Source organism: Sphingomicrobium sp. XHP0239 (assembly GCF_039555325.1).
GTDB lineage: Bacteria > Pseudomonadota > Alphaproteobacteria > Sphingomonadales > Sphingomonadaceae > Sphingomicrobium > Sphingomicrobium maritimum.
Map to the genome: position 1 here is coordinate 1,318,341 of NZ_CP154608.1, position 16,993 is coordinate 1,335,333.

The 16,993-nt window shown below is 62.6% G+C and carries 15 protein-coding genes and 1 tRNA gene; 8 read left to right on the forward strand and 8 right to left on the reverse strand.

All coding sequences use genetic code 11. The features are described from left to right. Positions 1–241 precede the first annotated feature (241 nt). A complete protein-coding gene (locus tag WJT74_RS06615; protein WP_343342978.1) occupies positions 242–430 on the forward strand; it encodes a hypothetical protein in 189 nt (62 codons plus the stop codon). 142 nt (positions 431–572) lie between these two features. Further along, positions 573–1,625, forward strand: coding sequence for a type I restriction endonuclease (locus tag WJT74_RS06620; protein WP_343342980.1), 1,053 nt, complete (start codon positions 573–575; stop codon positions 1,623–1,625). A gap of 493 nt (positions 1,626–2,118) precedes the next feature. On the opposite strand, the gene WJT74_RS06625 is transcribed toward WJT74_RS06620, so the two are convergent. Then, positions 2,119–2,195 (reverse strand) — tRNA-Arg (locus tag WJT74_RS06625). Between the two features lie 371 nt (positions 2,196–2,566). Here WJT74_RS06625 and WJT74_RS06630 point away from each other — a divergent pair. Next, on the forward strand, positions 2,567–5,071 hold the full coding sequence (locus tag WJT74_RS06630) for a TonB-dependent receptor (RefSeq protein ID WP_343342982.1): 2,505 nt from the start codon (positions 2,567–2,569) through the stop codon (positions 5,069–5,071). A gap of 154 nt (positions 5,072–5,225) precedes the next feature. On the opposite strand, the gene WJT74_RS06635 is transcribed toward WJT74_RS06630, so the two are convergent. From WJT74_RS06635 to paaB, 6 genes are read right to left on the reverse strand one after another with little or no spacing between them, the layout of a single operon-like run. Then, the gene (locus WJT74_RS06635) at positions 5,226–6,440 is read right to left on the reverse strand and encodes a dihydrolipoamide acetyltransferase family protein (RefSeq protein WP_343342983.1); all 1,215 of its coding nucleotides are present in this window, start codon (positions 6,438–6,440) and stop codon (positions 5,226–5,228) included. Further along, a complete protein-coding gene (locus WJT74_RS06640; protein WP_343342985.1) occupies positions 6,440–8,497 on the reverse strand; it encodes an alpha-ketoacid dehydrogenase subunit alpha/beta in 2,058 nt (685 codons plus the stop codon). The genes WJT74_RS06635 and WJT74_RS06640 overlap by 1 nt, the downstream gene beginning before the upstream one ends. Next, the gene (locus WJT74_RS06645; protein WP_343342987.1) at positions 8,490–9,665 is read right to left on the reverse strand and encodes an amino acid aminotransferase; all 1,176 of its coding nucleotides are present in this window, start codon (positions 9,663–9,665) and stop codon (positions 8,490–8,492) included. The genes WJT74_RS06640 and WJT74_RS06645 overlap by 8 nt, the downstream gene beginning before the upstream one ends. Before the next feature lie 41 nt (positions 9,666–9,706). Continuing rightward, positions 9,707–10,786, reverse strand: coding sequence for a ferredoxin--NADP reductase (locus tag WJT74_RS06650; protein WP_343342989.1), 1,080 nt, complete (start codon positions 10,784–10,786; stop codon positions 9,707–9,709). A 10-nt stretch (positions 10,787–10,796) separates the two neighbouring features. Then, positions 10,797–11,651, reverse strand: coding sequence for a 1,2-phenylacetyl-CoA epoxidase subunit PaaC (paaC, locus tag WJT74_RS06655; protein ID WP_343342991.1), 855 nt, complete (start codon positions 11,649–11,651; stop codon positions 10,797–10,799). Continuing rightward, positions 11,651–11,932 (reverse strand): 1,2-phenylacetyl-CoA epoxidase subunit PaaB, encoded by a 282-nt coding sequence (paaB, locus tag WJT74_RS06660; protein ID WP_432215214.1) that lies wholly within the window; start codon positions 11,930–11,932, stop codon positions 11,651–11,653. Before paaB ends, paaC begins: the two co-directional genes overlap by 1 nt. 85 nt (positions 11,933–12,017) lie before the next feature. Between paaB and lysA the strand changes: the two genes are divergently transcribed. Then, complete coding sequence (gene lysA / locus WJT74_RS06665; RefSeq protein WP_343342993.1) at positions 12,018–13,289, forward strand: diaminopimelate decarboxylase; 1,272 nt, start codon at positions 12,018–12,020, stop codon at positions 13,287–13,289. Between the two features lie 4 nt (positions 13,290–13,293). Here lysA and paaA read toward each other — a convergent pair whose 3' ends face one another. Further along, positions 13,294–14,301, reverse strand: a complete 1,008-nt coding sequence (gene paaA, locus WJT74_RS06670; RefSeq protein WP_343342995.1) for a 1,2-phenylacetyl-CoA epoxidase subunit PaaA — start codon at positions 14,299–14,301, stop codon at positions 13,294–13,296. Between the two features lie 73 nt (positions 14,302–14,374). On the opposite strand from paaA, the gene WJT74_RS06675 reads away from it, so the two are divergent. The 4 genes from WJT74_RS06675 to paaG all read left to right on the forward strand — a co-directional run bounded on the left by WJT74_RS06675 (position 14,375) and on the right by paaG (position 16,975). Continuing rightward, positions 14,375–15,484: a histidine kinase dimerization/phosphoacceptor domain -containing protein gene (locus WJT74_RS06675; RefSeq protein WP_343342997.1), complete on the forward strand. Its 1,110-nt coding sequence runs from the start codon at positions 14,375–14,377 to the stop codon at positions 15,482–15,484. Next, positions 15,484–15,690 (forward strand): hypothetical protein, encoded by a 207-nt coding sequence (locus WJT74_RS06680; RefSeq protein ID WP_343343000.1) that lies wholly within the window; start codon positions 15,484–15,486, stop codon positions 15,688–15,690. Before WJT74_RS06675 ends, WJT74_RS06680 begins: the two co-directional genes overlap by 1 nt. 29 nt (positions 15,691–15,719) lie before the next feature. Beyond that, positions 15,720–16,130, forward strand: a complete 411-nt coding sequence (locus WJT74_RS06685) for a hypothetical protein (protein WP_343343002.1) — start codon at positions 15,720–15,722, stop codon at positions 16,128–16,130. A gap of 68 nt (positions 16,131–16,198) precedes the next feature. Beyond that, positions 16,199–16,975, forward strand: coding sequence for a 2-(1,2-epoxy-1,2-dihydrophenyl)acetyl-CoA isomerase PaaG (gene paaG / locus WJT74_RS06690; RefSeq protein ID WP_343343004.1), 777 nt, complete (start codon positions 16,199–16,201; stop codon positions 16,973–16,975). The last annotated feature ends 18 nt before the right edge of the window (positions 16,976–16,993 follow it).

A 16,993-nucleotide genomic window follows, 5' to 3' on the forward strand; every position in this document is an offset into this window, starting at 1 on the left:
GGGGATAAAAGCTGGGTAACTATCGAACCCTCTCGACTCTGGCGGGGAGTCGCGGAATCATGTCGGGGTCTGTCCTGAAAAGACGAAAGCCCAGCGGTAGGACGCTGGGCCTTCAGATCAGGAGAGCTTCGCAAAACCGGTCGTAGGGGCGCGAAGCTGAGGTAACCTGACGCGCACTATCTGCGCTGACTGAAAGCCTTCGTCAAGCCTCTGCGTCGTGCCAGACCAAAGAGGTAATACTATGGCACGCAAAGAAGGGCGCAACCGCGCCAAACTAACCGATGAAACGATTCGCGCCATCTGGGATCGTCTTCGCCTAGGCGAGATCCAACACGATATCGCGGCGGACTTTGGCATCAACCAAGGCCGAATTTCTGAGGTCAACACTGGAAAGCGGGGTGGCCATATCACTGGCCTTCGCCCGGTCTAAGCCGGAGAGGGGTGGGTCTCGGCCCGCCCCTCATTCACCGGACAAGCCGCCCGCAGCAGAGTATTGTCAGCCTCAAAGTTCGTTAACCGATTGACGAAGCTACCTCATCTATTAGCTTCCCTCACAAACAGGGGGGGAACTAATGGAAATCGAAGCCAGCATCGCAGAACTGCAAGCAACTTTGCGGAAGCACCGCGAAAAGCTCGCTACCAAAGAAGCCGCTAAGACTACGCTTGTTCTGCCGTTCCTCAGAGCGCTCGGTTACAACATCTTCGACCCAGACGAAGTTGTGCCGGAATTCACTTGCGACGTTGGCACCAAGAAGGGTGAGAAGGTCGACTACGGGATTTGTGTTGGCGGCGAGATCAAGATCCTAGTCGAATGCAAACCTGCCAACGGCGACCTTTCAATTAAACATGCGAGCCAGCTCTATCGGTATTTCGCTGCCACCGATGCGCGACTTGCCCTGCTGACGAATGGCGTCATCTATCGGTTCTTCACGGATGCCGAGAAAACCAACATGATGGACGATCGGCCGTTCTTCACATTCGATCTCGATAACTACAAAGCCTCTGATCTTCGAACACTTGCAACTTTCCAGCGCGCTGACTTCGATCTTGCTCGGATTGTCTCACATGCCGGAGCGCTAAAACTTCAGTCTGAAGTTTTGGCAGAGCTACGCAAGGAGTTCGATGAGCCTTCGGACGATCTTGTCAAAATCATCGCCGGCCGGCTGCATGATGGGATCATCACTAAAGGTGTCAGGGACCGATTTCGGTCTGCTATTACCCAAGCCTACGGTTCGTTGATTAGGGACGGAGTCCACCAGAGACTTGAGAAGGCGATTAGCGGGGGCAGTGACGAACCAGACCATCAAATGGCTGAGGTCGATCAAGGCGCGGTCGAGACTACAGACGTAGAGATTGAGGGTTTCAACATCATCCGGGCCATTTGTGCAGAGAAGGTCGATCCCTCTCGCATGGTGATGCGAGACGCTAAGTCCTACTGCGCGATCCTCCCGGACGATAACAACCGGCGTACGATTGCACGGATGCATTTCAATAGTCCTACCTCGCGCTATCTGGGGCTATTCAGCGGAAAGGATGAAGCCCGGGAAGGCGTTATGGGGCCGGTAGATATCTTCAAGCACAAGCGGGCAATTTTGAAGCGTGTAGCTGAGCTTGAGGAAGAGTGAGGGCTGTTCCTAAAATGTGCCAGCAGACTTATCGCTAGCTGCCCGTCCCCTTAGATAGCGAAATCACGTCGGCAACGTCTGATGACTTTACCACGGAAGGCTGAGAGATCGCCGCTGAGTGGCTGAACCAACAGCGAATCATAGTTCTCCTCCCAATGGGCGCCCGGGATAGCCAACTTCATGGAATTTTCATGGATTAGACGGTCGCACATACGAAGTGCTTGAAAAATGGTGCTGCTGGGGAGGATTGAACTCCCGGCCTCACCCTTACCAAGGCAAGCGTTAGCTTGCGGTCTCGGACGCCAAGCCGATTACGATTAGCGCTCGCGCCAACCGTAGAAGTTTGGACCCTTGCCGAATCAGGCGGCGAAGGGCTCGCGCAACACATGTATCGTGCGCCGCCATCCACATGAGTTCGGGGGCGTCCACCGATAATCGATTACATGCGCATTCCATACAAAATAGAATTAGCATCGCTAAGTCATTGAAAATATGGCGCACCCGACAGGATTCGAACCTGTGACCTCTGCCTTCGGAGGGCAGCGCTCTATCCAGCTGAGCTACGGGTGCCTCGTGTCAAACTGGTCTGCCCGATACCCAATGGGACGGCCCGACACAAATGAAAAAGCCCTCGCCGTCCGCCCTTCGGTCCAGTTGCGATTCGCTACCCGACCACGGGCGAAACGAGTGCAGAGAGCAGCGTGACAAATCTGCATCCCGAACGAACTTTCGACCGGGCTGCATTCTGACGCTTTCGATAAAGCCTTTGTTATTCAATGCGTTGCGAGACCTTGCACGAGATCGGGACATCCTCGGTTCGCGATCCGATACCGTCAGTCTTGCTGTTGCAACAATTGCGCGCTTAAGGGCGCGAGCGTCCGGGCGAACGACATCCGCCTATCTGATCAATGACACACCAACCCTTGGGGGGAATTGGACACATGAATAAGTTTCTGCTCAGCAGCAGCGCGCTCGCTGCCTGCGCGCTCGTTCCGGGCGTTGCGCACGCCCAGTCCACCGGCTCCATCGAGTTCGACGACGATGACGCCATCATCATTACCGGGACGGCCGCGACCGACGCCGAGGGCGTCGAGATCCCCGACGATCCCAAGGCCAAGCAGGTCCTCGGCGAAGAGATCATCCGTCGCCAGCGCCCGGGTCAGACGGTCAACGACATCGTCAACCTCGTTCCCGGCGTCAGCTTCCAGAACAACGACCCCTGGGGTTCCTCGGGCGGTGGCTTCACCATCCGCGGCTTCACCTCGGACCGCATCTCGCAGACCCTCGACGGCCTGCCGCTGAACGATTCGGGCAACTACGCCCTCTACACGAACCAGCAGGTCGATCCCGAAGTCCTCGAGGAAGTGAACGTCAACCTCGGCGTGACCGACGTCGACAGCCCCACGGCCTCGGCCGTCGGCGGCACCATCAACATCCGCACGCGCCTCCCCGCGCGCGATCCGGGCGTCGTTTCGACGCTGACCTACGGTAACGTCGCGGCCGAGGGCAATTCGTTCGACAGCCCCTATTATCGCGCGTTCGGCATGGTCGATTTCGGTGACCTGACCGGAAGCGGCACGACCGCCTTCTTCTCGGCCAGCTATCTCAACTACGACGTGCCCTACAACTCCTACGGCCAGGTCGACAAACAGCAGTACAACGGCCGCGTCTTCCAGGAACTCGACAACGGCAACTTCATCTCGCTGTCGGGCCACTACAACGAAAATCGCAATAACTTCGCGGGTTCGGTCAATTATCAGGAACTGCTCGACGCGTTTGCCGCAGGCGACGGTGCCGCTCGCTTCCGTCTCGACGAAGATGATCTCAATTTCCCCTGCACCGTGGACAGCGTTCCCGGTACGCCGGGCGTCGCCGACGGCGTCAACGGCTGCGGCGCGGAATTCTCGCGTCGCTACAACCCGTCGAACACCGGCAACCTGCGCGTATCCTCGCTCGTCAACCTCACCGACCGGCTGACGCTCACGATTGATCCCAGCTATCAGTATGTGAAGGCCAACGGCGGCGGCAACGAAGAGCTGATCGAGGGCGTCTGCTTCCTCGGCGTCGGCAACCGCTGTAACGGCAACCCCGCCACCGCGCCCCAGCTGACCGGCTTTATCCGCGGCGGCTATTACTACGGTCGCGATCTCAACGGCGACGGCGATACGCTCGACCAGCTCAGCGGTTTCGACCCCAGCCAGACGCGAACCCACCGCGTCGGCGTGATCTCGAACCTGATCTACGACCTCAGCGACGATCACCGCGTGCGCGTCGCGTACACGCTCGATCATGCCAACCACCGTCAGACGGGCCAGACCTCGATCGCCGAAATCGACGGCGAGATCCCCGACGTCTTCCCGGTCAATGATCCGGTCCGCACCCGCGACGGTTTTGAACTGAACAAGCGCGATCGCCAGTCCTACGCGATTCTCAACCAGGTTTCGGCCGAATATCGCGGTCAGTATCTCGATGACGATCTCACGACCGTCGTCGGGCTGCGCGCGCCGTTCTTCGTCCGCGACCTCGACCAGAACTGCTTCACCACCTCGGCTTCGGGCTTCATCGATTGTATCGGCGACCCGCGTCTCGTGGAAATCTATCGCGCGAACAACCCCAACGTGTCGGCGCCGCAGGAGCGTCGCTACACCTACAACGAGCTGCTGCCGAATGTCGGTTTCACCTACGCGTTCGGTGATGCCTCGGTCTTCGGCAACTACGCGCGCGGCCTCTCGGTCCCGGGCACCGACACCCTGTACGACAGCTTCTTCTTCCCCGACACGGACGATGCCCGTCCCGATCCGGAGACGACCGACAGCTTCGACGCCGGCGTTCGCTACCAGAACCGTCAGTGGCAGGCGCAGATCGCGGGCTACTTCACCAAGTACAATAACCGCCTCGCGGTCTCGTACGACCCGCTTCTCGATGAATCGATCACGCGCAACCTCGGCCCGGTCGACAAGTATGGCTTCGATGCCTCGATCGCCTACAGCCCGGCCCCCGCGACCCTGTTCTACGTCTTCGGTGGCGTGAACGAGAGCGAGATCAAGGAAGACGTGATCGACGACGTCGATGCCAACGGCAATCCGATCCTGATCCCGACGGCGGGGAAGAGCGAGAGCGGCGCACCGTTGTGGATGGTCGGCGGCCGCGTTCAGCAGGCCTTCGGTCCGCTCGAACTCGGTGTCCAGGCGAAGTACACCGGCAAGCGGTTTGCCAACGACATCAACACCGAGGAAGTCCCGGGATACATGCTCGTCGATGCGGACGTCCGCTTCGACCTCGGTGAAATCGGTGCGAACAACACCGCGGCATTGCAGTTCAATGTCACGAACGTGTTTGATGAAGCGTACATCGGTTACGTCTCGCCGAGCTTCGATGCCGAGCCGTCCTTCATCCAGATCGGCGCACCCCGTGCGCTCAGCCTCTCGTTCATCCTCGGCTATTAAGCCGTCGACGAGACGATCGTCTTACGAGGGGGGCGGTGCCGAAAGGCGCCGCCCCTTTCGTTTGCGCTATTGGAGGATCGCGATTGATTGAGACGGCCCCGGTCGTGGACGCGCGTCCCCGCATCCATACCGTCGGCACTGCCAGAACTTCAGGTCAGGCCGCCGGCCATGTCTCGAGGCGAGCGACAAAATCGCTCAGCCACGCATTGGTCTGGTGCCCGTCGACGACGCGATGATCGATCGTGAGCGTGACATAGGCCATCGGACGGATGACCATCACGTCCTGTCCATCCAACTCGCGCACCACGACCCGCTTCTCCAGCTTGCCGACGCCGAGGATCGCCGCCTGTCCTTGGTGCAGGATGATCGGGGCAGCCAGCAGGCTGCCCGACACGCCATGGTTGGAAATGGTGAAGCTTCCGCCCGTCACCTCGCTTCGCTGAAGCTTGTTGTCGCGCGCGCGGTTCGTGAGATCGCCGAGCTTCTCGCCGATCTGCTCCAGCGTGAGGGCGCCGGCATCCTTCACGACCGGAACGACAAGACCCTTGTCGCCGAGCGCCGTGCCGACCCCGATATCGATCGTGTCCGAAACCGCGATGCGATCTTCTTCCCATCGCCCGTTGATCGCCGGCACCATCGCCATGGCCTGCGCGGCGGCCTTCACGATGTAGGCGGTGTAGCTGAGCTTGACGCCCCTCGCCTTCATCGCGGCCTTGTGCGCGGCGACGGCGCTGAAATCGGCTTCGAACAGGGCGGTGACATGCGGCGCGTCCGTGACGGCTTTCAGCATGTTGTCCGCGATCGCGCGGCGCATCCGGTCGTGCGGAATATCGTCCGACGCAAAATCCTCGACCACGCGCGGCTGCGCGGTGGTGGGCTTGCCGACATGGGCGACGGTAGCGCTCGCTACCGCCTTGTCGACATCGGCCAGCGTCACGCGCCCGTCGCGGCCCGTTCCTTCGATAATGTCGGGATCGAGATCGTGCTGGATCACCGCCCGTTTGACGGCGGGCGACAGGCGCGTTTCTTTCGCGATCCGTCGCCTTGAATCCGTTGATGGCCGCGGCGCCGCTTCCGGACCCTTCACCTCCACGCTCGCCGTCTCGGTAGCAGCGTCGGTTTCCGCTTCTCCCTCCGGATCGATCCGCGCCAGCAGCGCCCCCGGCTCGGCCTCGGCGTCGCTGTCGAGCAAAATCTCGCGCAACACCCCATCGGCGGGGGCCGGCACTTCCTGCGTCACCTTGTCGGTTTCCAGCTCGACCAGCGGATCGTTGACGCGGACCCGTTCGCCCACCTTGGCCAGCCAGCCGCGCACGACCGCCTTGGTCCCTTCCTGTTCGTCGGGAACGACGACGTCGATCAGGCCCATCAGAAAGCCACCATTTCGTCGATCTTGGCGCGGATATCCTCGACGCTGGGCACCGCCGCCTCCAGCAGTGTAGGATGATGGGGCGAGGGAATGTCGGGCATCGTCACCCGTTCGACCGGCGCGTCGAGATCGAGGAACGCCTCGTCCGCCACAACCGCCGCAATCTCCGCACCGAACCCGCCGGTCCGCAGATCCTCGTGCACGATCAGACAGCGATGCGTTTTCGCAATGCTGTCCAGCACCATCTCGCGGTCCCACGGTTGCAACGTGCGCAGGTCGATGACGTCGGCCTCTCCGTCCTTCGCCGCTTCCTCGCAGCGAGGAACCATCGCCCCCCAGGTCACGATCGTGATCTTGTCGCCCTCACGCGTTTTTTTCGCGCGTCCGAACGGAAGGACATAGCCCTCGCCCGGCCACGGCCGCCGTGCCCAGCTGTCGTCGAGCATCGCCCTGTGTTCGAAGAAGATCGTCGGGTCGTTTCCGCGCAGCGCCATGCGCAGCAGTCCTACCGCATCCTCGGCATTCGACGGCACCGCGACGCGCCAGCCGGGATTGTGGACGAACTGCACCTCGTTCGTCTGGCTGTGCCACGGATCCCCGCACTTGAAGAAGCCGCCGGGCACCCGCAGCACCATCGGCGCGGCGAAGCGATTATCGGTGCGCCAGCGGATCGTGCCGCAATCGTTGATCTGTTCGGTCGCGGGTTCGGCATATTTGCGGAACTGGATTTCGGGTACCGGCAACAATCCCGCCATCGCCATTCCCACCGCGCGCCCGACAATGCCTTCCTCGTTCAGTGAGGTATCGAAGACGCGGTCGTGCCCGAACTTTTCCTGCAACCCCAGCGTGACCGCATGAACCCCGCCCTTGGGACCGACATCCTCGCCGAACACGCTCATTCTCGGGTTGGCGGCCAGTTCCTGGTCCAGCGCCCGCCGGATCGCAGTGACCATGTTGATGCGCTGACCATCGGGCCGCGGGTCTTCGTGCGTTCCATCAAGGCTCAGCCCGGCCTGCCCGCCGACCTGCGCGTGTTCGCCTTCGAAGAACACGTCCTGCGTGATCGTCGCGGGATCGGCCACGCCCCGCGCTTCGGCTCGTTCGCGCGCCTTGTCGACCTCGTGCGCGACGGAGGCTTCGATCCTGTCCCAATCGAGATTGTTGTTCAGCGCCTTCAGCTTGGGCAACGGATCGCGCGCCCATTCGGCCGCGATCTCGTCCTCGCTCTTGTAGGTCTGGGTATCCTGCGCGCTGTGCCCTTCCAACCGCGGCACCGTCAGCCGGCATAGCACCGGACCCTTGCGCGAGCGGACATGCGCCACCGCCTGGCTAATCTGCCGCGCCGCCGACTCGGGCTCGGTCCCGTCTCCGTCGAGGATCGTCAGACCTTCGAAGCTCGCCAGGTTCGCCGCGATGTTCTGACCGGGCGTCTGATAGGTGGAAGGCACCGAAATCCCGTATCCGTTGTCCTCGATGAAGAAGAGCATCGGCAGTTGCTGCGTCGTTGCAATGGTCAGCGCCGACCAGAAGCCGCCCGTCGCACAGCTGGCATCGCCGCCCAGCACGACCGCGATGGCGCCGTCATCCTCCTCGCCCAGGACGCTGGCCTTGTAGGTGATCGACTGCGCCCACCCGGCGGCAGGCGTATATTGCGCGCCGACGCCTCCGCACATTGGCAGGGCGTGGCATCCCCCGGGATTGGGATAGTTGAAAACGACCCCGATATCCTTGCCGTTCGAATAGCCGCCGGCACGGCCCATGCCGGATCCCAGCGCGTCGGCAAGATCGACGCCGAGCGCCAGCAGCATGGGGCGCGAGCGATAATAGCCGCAGGCCGCATCTCCGTCGCGCAGGTGAAGCCCCAGCAGGACTTGCGCCATGTCATGCCCGCGCGCGGAAAACTGGTAGAGGACCTTCTTTGCCGGAACGAGTTCCTCTTCCTCCAGCCGATCCATCTCGCGACTGGTCAGAACGAGGCGCGCGACCTCTTCCCAGCTAAAGGCGGGGTCGTCGCTCGACGCCCCCTCGGTATCGCGGCGTGGATCGGCCTCAGCCATCCATCACCGCCTTCACGGCCTGGCAGAAATGATCGACCTGGTCGTCGCCCATCCCGCAAACATTGAACCGCCCCGAACCCGCCACATAGATGGCGAACTCCTCGCGCAACCGCTCGACCTGCTGAGGGTTGATCGGCAGCATCGAGAACATGCCCTTCTGCGCGCCGATATAATCGAGGCGCGGGTCACAGGCGGCGATCTTGCTGCGCAGCGAATTGATCCGGTCGCGCATCCCATCGAGTTCGGCACGCCAGATGTCGCGCAATTCCTCGTCCTCCAGAACGATGCGCACGCACGCCGCACCATGATCGGGCGGCATCGACCACATCTCGCGGGCGAGCTGCTGCATATGGTCGAGCGCCTTCTCCGCAGCCTCGCCGCTCGCCGCCTTTACGAACAGCGCGCCGACGCGGTCGCGGTACATGCCGAAATTCTTGTCGCAGCTTTGCGCCACGATCGCCTCGTCGACCGCCTCGACGACACTGCGCATCCCTGCCGCATCCTCGTCCAGCCCGTCGCCCAGTCCCTGATAGGCGATGTCGATGAAGGGGATCAGCCCTTTGTCGGCGACGACCGCGCGGACCTTCGCCCACTGCCCGGCGTCGAGGTCAGCGCCCGTGGGGTTGTGACAGCAACCGTGCAGCAGCGCGATGTCGCCTTCGGCGGCATTTTCGAACGCCTCCATCATCGCATCGAAGCGGATGCAGGTCTGCGACTTGGCGTAATAATCGTAGGTCGCGATCTTGAGACCCGCTCCCGACAGGATGGGTTCGTGGTTGGGCCAGGTCGGCGTACCGACATGAACCGTCGCGTTCGGGCGCGCCGTCTTGACGAGCTTCGCGCCCAGCGTGAGCGCACCGCAGCCACCTGGCGTCTGCAATCCGACGATCCGCTCGCCCGTCGCATGTCCGAATACCAGTTCCCCGACGAGTTCGGCGTACCGCTTGTCGCCGCGCATCCCGAGATATTTCTTGCTGTCCTGCGCCTCGTGCAACCGCGCCTCGGCGGTCTTGATCGCCGCCATGACCGGGGTATCGCCGTCGCTCGTCTTGTAGATGCCGACGCCCGCGTCGATCTTGATGTCGCGATGGTCGGCGGCGGCCATCACCATGAGCTGCAACAGCGCATCGGTCTCGATGGCGGGGAGGCCGGAAAAGAGGTCCTGCATGGCGACCCGCTTAGCCCTAAGCCGCGCATTCCGTAAAGGCGTCAGGCATCATAATCGACGCGCACGTCGTCTCCGACCGGCACCGACTGGCAGGTCAGCACGTAACCGGCCTCGATCTCCTCGTCGGTCAGGCCGTACCGTGCGCCCTGCTCCACTTCGCCTTCGGTGACCTTGGCACGGCAGGTCGCGCACACGCCCGCCTTGCAGGCATAAGGCGCCGGCAGTCCCGCCGCCCGCGCGCTGTCGAGGATATTGTCGCCGTCGAATTCGACCTTTCGCGCTCGCCCGTCGAGCGTGACCCAGAAGGTGTGCCCCGCCGCTTCCTGCTTGGCCGCCGCGACCTTCTTCGCCTGCCCCGCGGAGGGTGCGGAAGCGGTGAACCGCTCGATGTGGATCCGGTCCTTGGCAACGTCATGGTCGAGCAGCGCCGCCTCCGCCGCGTCCATCATCGGTCCGGGACCGCAGATGAAATAGGCATCGACCGACTGGGGGTCGTCGAGCAACGTCTCGATCACCCGGTCGCACGTCGTCCGATCGAGCATCCCGTTGAACAGGTCGACGTCGCCTTCCTCGTCGGACAGGAAGTGGAACGGCTGGAAACGCGACAGGTACCGGTCCTTCAGGTCGCTGATACCGTCGAGGAAGATGACGCTCGAGCTGTCGCGATTGCCGTAGAACAACGTGAAACGCGCGTTCGGCTCAATGTTGAGCGCGGTCCGAACGAGGCTCATCACGGGCGTGATACCCGATCCGCCGGCAAACCCGACGTAGTGGCGCGGCGGGGCGGCGGGATCGAACTCGATCGTGAAACTGCCGTGCGGCGGCATCACTTCCATCGTGTCGCCTACCGACAATTCGTCGCCGACCCAGTTGGAAAAGCGACCGCCCGCGATCCGCTTGACGGTCACCTTCAACTGGTCCTCGTGAGGCGCGACGCACAGCGAATAGTTGCGCCGCAATTCCTCGCCGTCGACCTCGGCCTTCAACGTCAGATGCTGGCCGGCCTTGAACGCGAACAGCGGCTTGTGCTCGTCCGGCACGTCGAAGCGGATCGAATTGGCGTCCCGCGTCTCGCGAACGATTTCCGCGACCCGCAACGGGATGAAATGGTCCTTACTCATGCCAGAGCCATCACCATTGGGCGTCGGGATAGGTGCGCGGCAGATACTGCATTACCGCAAGCAGATGGCCGAGGTGCTCCGAATGATGCCCGCGACGCCCGCCCATGATGGGGCGATGGTCTTCGGGCACACCGATGGTGGCCTCCTCGAACGCCGCGCGGATCGCCTCGCGATACTCGTTCTCGAAGCTGCGCGGATCGGCGGCGATCCCCCGCTCGACCAGCGTCTCCAGATCCTCGGTCACCTCGAACAGTTCGGGTACGAATCGCCAGTTCCAGTCGATCCCGGCGACCATCTTTTTCCGGCTCTCCTCTGTCCCGTCGCCCAGCCGAACGAGCCAGTCGCGCGACAGTTCGCGGTGATAGGCGACTTCCTTCACGCTCTTCGCTGCGATGCCGGCGATGGCCTCGTCGCTCGATCCGGCCAGACGCTGCAGCAGCATGTGTTGCCAGGTCGAGAACAGGAATTGCCGCGCCATCGTCTGCGCAAAGTCGCCATTGGGCTGTTCGACCATGAGACAATTCCTGAAATCGAGCACGTCGCGCCGAAAGGCGAGGGCATCGGCATCGGCGACACTGTCGTCGTGCTGCGCTGCGAGGCCGAGCCAGTTGGTGGCCTGCCCGATCAGGTCGAGACCGATATTGGCCAGGCTAAGATCCACTTCGACCGATGCCGCATGCCCGGCCCATTCGCCGAGCCGCTGGCCCAGGATGAGTGCATCGTCGCCGAGCATCGTGACGTAAGCGGTCGTCGCCTCGTCATGCGCGCCCGCCGTCGGTGCGTCGAACTCCCCCTTGGGCGTACCCGCGTCCTTCGCCCGCGCTTTGGCTTCATCCTTTTCGCTGATCGTCGGTAGGCTCGGCATCAGATATGTTTCACCTCGTCGGGAATTTCGTAAAAGGTCGGGTGGCGGTAGATCTTGTCTTCCGCAGGTTCGAACACCTGGCCGCTCTCGTCGGGATCGCTCGCGACGATATGGTCGGATTTCACCACCCACAGGCTCACGCCCTCCATCCGCCGCGTATAGGTGTCGCGCGCATGGTTGAGCGCCATGTCCTTGTCGGGCGCATGGACGCTGCCGACGTGGCGATGCGACAGTCCGCCCTTCGCGCGAACGAACACTTCCCATAGCGGCCAATCGGACATGATACCTCCTGCACTCCCGAACGGATGAGGGGGACATAGGGATGCACGAGGGAACAAGGCAAGCGATGCTGCGGTTGCGAATTGCATGACCGATCAATCCGTCCGCGCCTTCACCCCCCGCGATGGCGTCCTGCACTGCGAAGGCGTGTCGCTCCTTACGATCGCGGAAGCGGTCGGCACGCCCACCTACGTCTATTCCGCCGCCATGCTGCGCGGCGCGGCCCGTTCGATGCAAGCCGCGCTCGCGGGGCTCGACGATCCGGTCATCGCCTATGCCATGAAGGCGAACAGCAATCCCGCCGTTCTCCGCCTTCTGGCCGAAGAGGGCTTGGGCGCCGACATCGTGTCGATCGGCGAATATCGCCGTGCTCGCGCCGCCGGGATCGCGACCGACCGCATCGTCTTTTCGGGGGTCGGCAAGACTGTGGCCGAGATGGAAGAGGCCCTTGCGGGCGGCCTGCTTCAGTTCAACGTCGAGAGCGTGGAGGAATTGCGCGACCTGTCGGCTGTGGCGGCGCGCATGAACCTGACCGCGCCCGTGGGGCTGCGCATCAACCCCGATGTGGCGGCGGGAACGCATGCGAAGATCACGACCGGCACCGCCGATACCAAGTTCGGCATCCCCGCCGCCGACGCGATGGCAGCCTTTCGCGAGGCCCGAACGCTGCCCGGCATCGCCGCCCACGGGATCACCATCCATATCGGCAGCCAACTGACCAGCCTCGATCCGCTTGAGCAGGCGTTCGCGCGCCTCGGCGAACTGATCGTCGATCTCCGCGCCGACGGCAGCGACATCCGCCTCGCCGATCTCGGCGGCGGGCTGGGAGTGGACTACGGCCCCGATCAGCCCAATCCACCCACCCTCGCCGACTATGGCGCGCTGGTCGAGAAGGCCACGCGAGCGTGGAACGTGCGGCTGGCGTTCGAGCCGGGCCGCCTGATCGCGGGCGAGGCCGGAGTGCTGCTGGCGCGGGTGGTGCGGATCAAGCCGGGGGCGAAGGCGCCTTGGCTCATTCTCGATGCGGCCATGAACGACCTGATGCGGCCTACGCTCTACGACGCTTACCATCTGATCGAGGCGGTGCGCCCCGGTGGCAAGCGGGAACGGTACAATGTCGTCGGACCCGTATGCGAGAGCGGAGACACGTTCGCGCGCCGCCGCGAGATGGATCATGTCGAACCGGGCGAACTGGTCGTGTTCCGCACCGTCGGCGCCTACGGGGCGGTCATGGCCAACGGCTACAATTCACGTGCGCTCACACCCGAAGTGATGGTCGATGGCGACCGTTGGGCACTGGTGCGCGAGCGCGTCGATCTCGCCGCCGTGAGCGACGTGAAGGACCCGGCTTGGCGCTGAACGCCTAGGCGACCTGCTTGGCTTCCTGCTTGGCCTGGTAGGCGTCTGCGGCCTCGCGGACCCATGCCTGGCTTTCCCAGGCCTCGCGCCGCGCCTTCAACCGTTCCTTGGCGACCGGACCTTCGCCGCGAACGACGGCGTAGAATTCTTCCCAGTCGATCGCACCGAAATCGTAGCTGCCCTTTTCCTCGTTCCACTCGAGGTCCGCGTCGGGAACCTTGAGTCCGAGGAAATCCGCCTGCGGCACCGTGATATCGACGAATTTCTGGCGCAACTCGTCGTTGGTCTCGCGCTTGATCCTCCAGCGCATCGACCGTTCGGTGTTGGGCGACTTGTCGTCGGGCGGTCCGAACATCATCAGGCTCGGCCACCACCAGCGGTTGAGCGCATCCTGCGCCATGCGCCGCTGCTCTTCGGTTCCGTTGGCGAGCGCGATCATCGCTTCGTAACCCTGCCGCTGGTGGAAGCTCTCTTCCTTGCAGACGCGGACCATCGCGCGGGCGTAGGGGCCATAGCTGGCGCGTTGGAGCGGCACCTGGTTCATGATCGCCGCACCGTCGACCAGCCAGCCGATCGCGGCGATGTCCGCCCACGTCAGCGTCGGATAGTTGAAGATCGTCGAATATTTGGCGCGCCCGTCATGAAGCGCCTCGATCATCTCCTCGCGGCTGGTGCCGAGCGTTTCGGCGGCGCAATAGAGATAGAGACCATGTCCCGCCTCATCCTGCACCTTCGCCAGAAGAATGGCCTTGCGGCGCAGGCTCGGCGCGCGGGAGATCCAATTGCCCTCGGGCAGCATGCCGACGATCTCGCTATGCGCGTGCTGCGAGATCTGCCGCACGAGCGTCTTGCGGTACGCCTCGGGCATCCAGTCCTTGGGTTCGATGAACTCGTCCGCCGCCACCCGCGCCTCGAAGGCGTCGACGAGATGCTGCGGCTCGCCCCCGTCGATCGAGGTGACCTTGGAACCTTTGTCAGGTCCGTTTTGCTTGTCGAGTTCTGTCGTATACATATGCTAGACATAGTGGAGAGACACGCCCGGTTCAATTCGGTCGTTAGATGGTAGGACGCCGGGGACCGATGAAATGAGGGCGAAAACGCATCCGCAACAGGAGGAACGCCTCGCTGCGTTGCGTCGATACGAGATTCTCGACACGCCGAGAGAGAAGGAATTCGACGACGTCGTGAAGTCGGTCGCCGCGATGTGCGGGACGCCCGTTTCGGTCGTGAACTTCATCGACGCCGACCGGCAATGGTTCAAGGCGGAAACCGGGCTGGGCGTTCGCTCCACTCCGCTCGACACCAGCCTGTGTAGCCACGTCATTCTCGAAAATGACTTCGTCGAGATTCCGGATACCCTCGAGGATCCGCGGATGTCGGACAACCCGCTCTGTACCGCCGAAGACGGGTTTCGCTTCTACGCCGGGGCTCTTCTCAAGTCCGCGGACGGCTTCCCCTTGGGAACGTTGTGCGTCCTCGATCGCGTGCCGCGGCGACTTACTGCGGACCAGCGCGATCTGATGAATGTACTCGCCGCCAGGGTTGTCCGAGAGCTGGAATTCCGTCTGGCGCTGCGGACGCAGGAAGTGCTTCGGCGCGAGATCGACCATCGCGTGAAGAACAGCCTGACGATGATGGCGGCCATTCTCCATCTCGAAGGCAAGCGCGCCAAGCACGAGGAGACGCGGCATGCGATCGAGGCGATCAACCACCGGCTGGGATCGCTAGCGTCGCTGCACGAGGAAGTCTATCGACATGCTGACGGCGAGTATATCGACGCGGACAAGCTTCTCGAGCGCAGCGTGGAACATATGCGCGCCTTCGTGCCCGACAATGTCGCGATCGAGACACGAGTCGATCCCGTTCGTGTCTCGACCTCGAACGCCAATCCGATCGTGCTGATCGTCAACGAGTTCGTCAGCAATTCGGGCAAGCACGGCTTCACCGAGGGCAAGGGCGGCACCATCACCATCTCGCTGGACGAGCATGAAGACGGCAGCGCGACCCTCACCTGCCGGGACGACGGTTCGGCGGACGAAGACAGCCTTCGCGCGCTGCAAGGGAGCGATGGCCTCGGGCAGAAGGTCACCGAAACCCTCGCCCGATCACTGGGAACCCACGCCCACTGGTCGCTCGCCCGGCCGGGCCTCGCGCTCAGCGTGGGTCCCTTCCACGGCGGAGCTTCGACGCCGTGATGCGCGAGTGCCCCAAGTGCCAGTCGATGCAGACCGAGGAAGGGTTCATCGTCGACCACGGCTATGGCGAAAAGCACGTCGCCGCCTTCAATCGCGGCGCGCCCGACAAGAAATGGTGGGGGCTGAAGTCGAAGAAGCAGGACCGCCTGGCCATCGCGACCTACCGCTGCACGCGGTGCGGATATCTTGAGAGTTATGCGAAGTGACCGCGAACAGTCCGAGGACCAAAACAACGATGGTCGCCTTGATGCTCGCTGGATGCAGTGCCGAGGTATCGCCCTCCGATAGGCTTACAGGATGTCAGAAAGCTGAATTAGCCGGAGAGCTTCTTGACGGTTCGGTCGAATGTTGGGCCGATCAACCGGTACAAAGATATTCGGGCTTCATAAACTATGAGCAAGAAGCCGTCTTGTTCTTCGAGGCGCTTCCCGATGATAGTCTCTCTTTCGATGAGCTTGTGGAGCATCCGTGGGCGTACCTACCCAGCGATTTTGAACAGCGCGCAAATGGTCGGGGGCTGTATGCTGTGATAGTGCGAGGACGTCGGTCAGTCGAAGAGGGCGCATATGGTCACTTTAATCTTTTCCATCACGCGATCGACATCATTGCCGTTGAAAAGATCGAAAAACTCGAAGCCTACGAATGAGTAGCCCAATCTTTCTCAGCTGATACGGTACTATGGCAAATTCGCGATGAATTCGCTTTAACGAATAAATGACCGACACCATCCTCCTAACCCGCCACGACCACGTCGCAACGATCACCCTCAACCGCCCCGATCGGCTGAACAGCTTCACCGCCGACATGCATCGCGAACTGCAGGCGGCGCTCGACGAAACGGGCGACGCACGGGTGATCGTCCTGACCGGCGCGGGCCGCGGCTTTTGCGCGGGGCAGGATCTCAATGATCGCAAGGTCGCGCCGGGCGAAAAGGTCGACCTCGGCGAAACGGTCGAGGCGAGTTGGAATCCGCTGATCCGTCGCCTCGCGACGATGGACCAGCCGGTTATCTGCGCGGTCAATGGCGTGGCGGCGGGTGCGGGCGCGAATATCGCGTTGGCGTGCGACCTGACCTTCGCGGCGAAGAGCGCCAAGTTCATCCAGAGCTTTTCCGCGCTCGGCCTCATCCCCGACAGCGGCGGAAGCTGGCACCTGCCGCGCCTCGTCGGACAGCAGCGCGCGCTGGGACTTGCCCTGACGGGCGAACCGCTGATGGCGGAGCAGGCGGCCGACTGGGGACTGATCTGGAAAGCAGTCGACGATGATGAGTTGATGGACGAGGTCATGACGACCGCGCAAAAGCTGGCGAGCCTTCCGCCACTCGGTCTTGCGGCGATCAAGAACATCGTTCGCACCACTGGATCGCGGACGCTGGACGAGGAACTCGACCTGCAGCGTGACGAAATGCGTCGCCTGGGGTACACCCACGACTATGCGGAGGGCGTCGCAGCCTTTCTCGAGAAGCGGAAGGCGACGTTCGAAGGCCGCTGAGTGCCGACCTCGCCTTCA

Bases quoted from the DNA above. Each gene is read 5' to 3' on its own strand.
- WJT74_RS06675 (WP_343342997.1), top strand. From the start codon at position 14,375: ATGAGGGCGAAAACGCATCCGCAACAGGAGGAACGCCTCGCTGCGTTG.
- WJT74_RS06685 (WP_343343002.1), top strand. From the start codon at position 15,720: ATGGTCGCCTTGATGCTCGCTGGATGCAGTGCCGAGGTATCGCCCTCC.
- WJT74_RS06645 (WP_343342987.1), bottom strand. From the start codon at position 9,665: ATGCAGGACCTCTTTTCCGGCCTCCCCGCCATCGAGACCGATGCGCTG.
- paaB (WP_432215214.1), bottom strand. From the start codon at position 11,932: ATGTCCGATTGGCCGCTATGGGAAGTGTTCGTTCGCGCGAAGGGCGGA.
- WJT74_RS06630 (WP_343342982.1), top strand. From the start codon at position 2,567: ATGAATAAGTTTCTGCTCAGCAGCAGCGCGCTCGCTGCCTGCGCGCTC.
- WJT74_RS06615 (WP_343342978.1), top strand. From the start codon at position 242: ATGGCACGCAAAGAAGGGCGCAACCGCGCCAAACTAACCGATGAAACG.
- WJT74_RS06650 (WP_343342989.1), bottom strand. From the start codon at position 10,786: ATGAGTAAGGACCATTTCATCCCGTTGCGGGTCGCGGAAATCGTTCGC.
- lysA (WP_343342993.1), top strand. From the start codon at position 12,018: ATGACCGATCAATCCGTCCGCGCCTTCACCCCCCGCGATGGCGTCCTG.
- WJT74_RS06620 (WP_343342980.1), top strand. From the start codon at position 573: ATGGAAATCGAAGCCAGCATCGCAGAACTGCAAGCAACTTTGCGGAAG.
- paaC (WP_343342991.1), bottom strand. From the start codon at position 11,651: ATGCCGAGCCTACCGACGATCAGCGAAAAGGATGAAGCCAAAGCGCGG.
- WJT74_RS06680 (WP_343343000.1), top strand. From the start codon at position 15,484: ATGCGCGAGTGCCCCAAGTGCCAGTCGATGCAGACCGAGGAAGGGTTC.
- WJT74_RS06640 (WP_343342985.1), bottom strand. From the start codon at position 8,497: ATGGCTGAGGCCGATCCACGCCGCGATACCGAGGGGGCGTCGAGCGAC.
- WJT74_RS06635 (WP_343342983.1), bottom strand. From the start codon at position 6,440: ATGGGCCTGATCGACGTCGTCGTTCCCGACGAACAGGAAGGGACCAAG.
- paaG (WP_343343004.1), top strand. From the start codon at position 16,199: ATGACCGACACCATCCTCCTAACCCGCCACGACCACGTCGCAACGATC.
- paaA (WP_343342995.1), bottom strand. From the start codon at position 14,301: ATGTATACGACAGAACTCGACAAGCAAAACGGACCTGACAAAGGTTCC.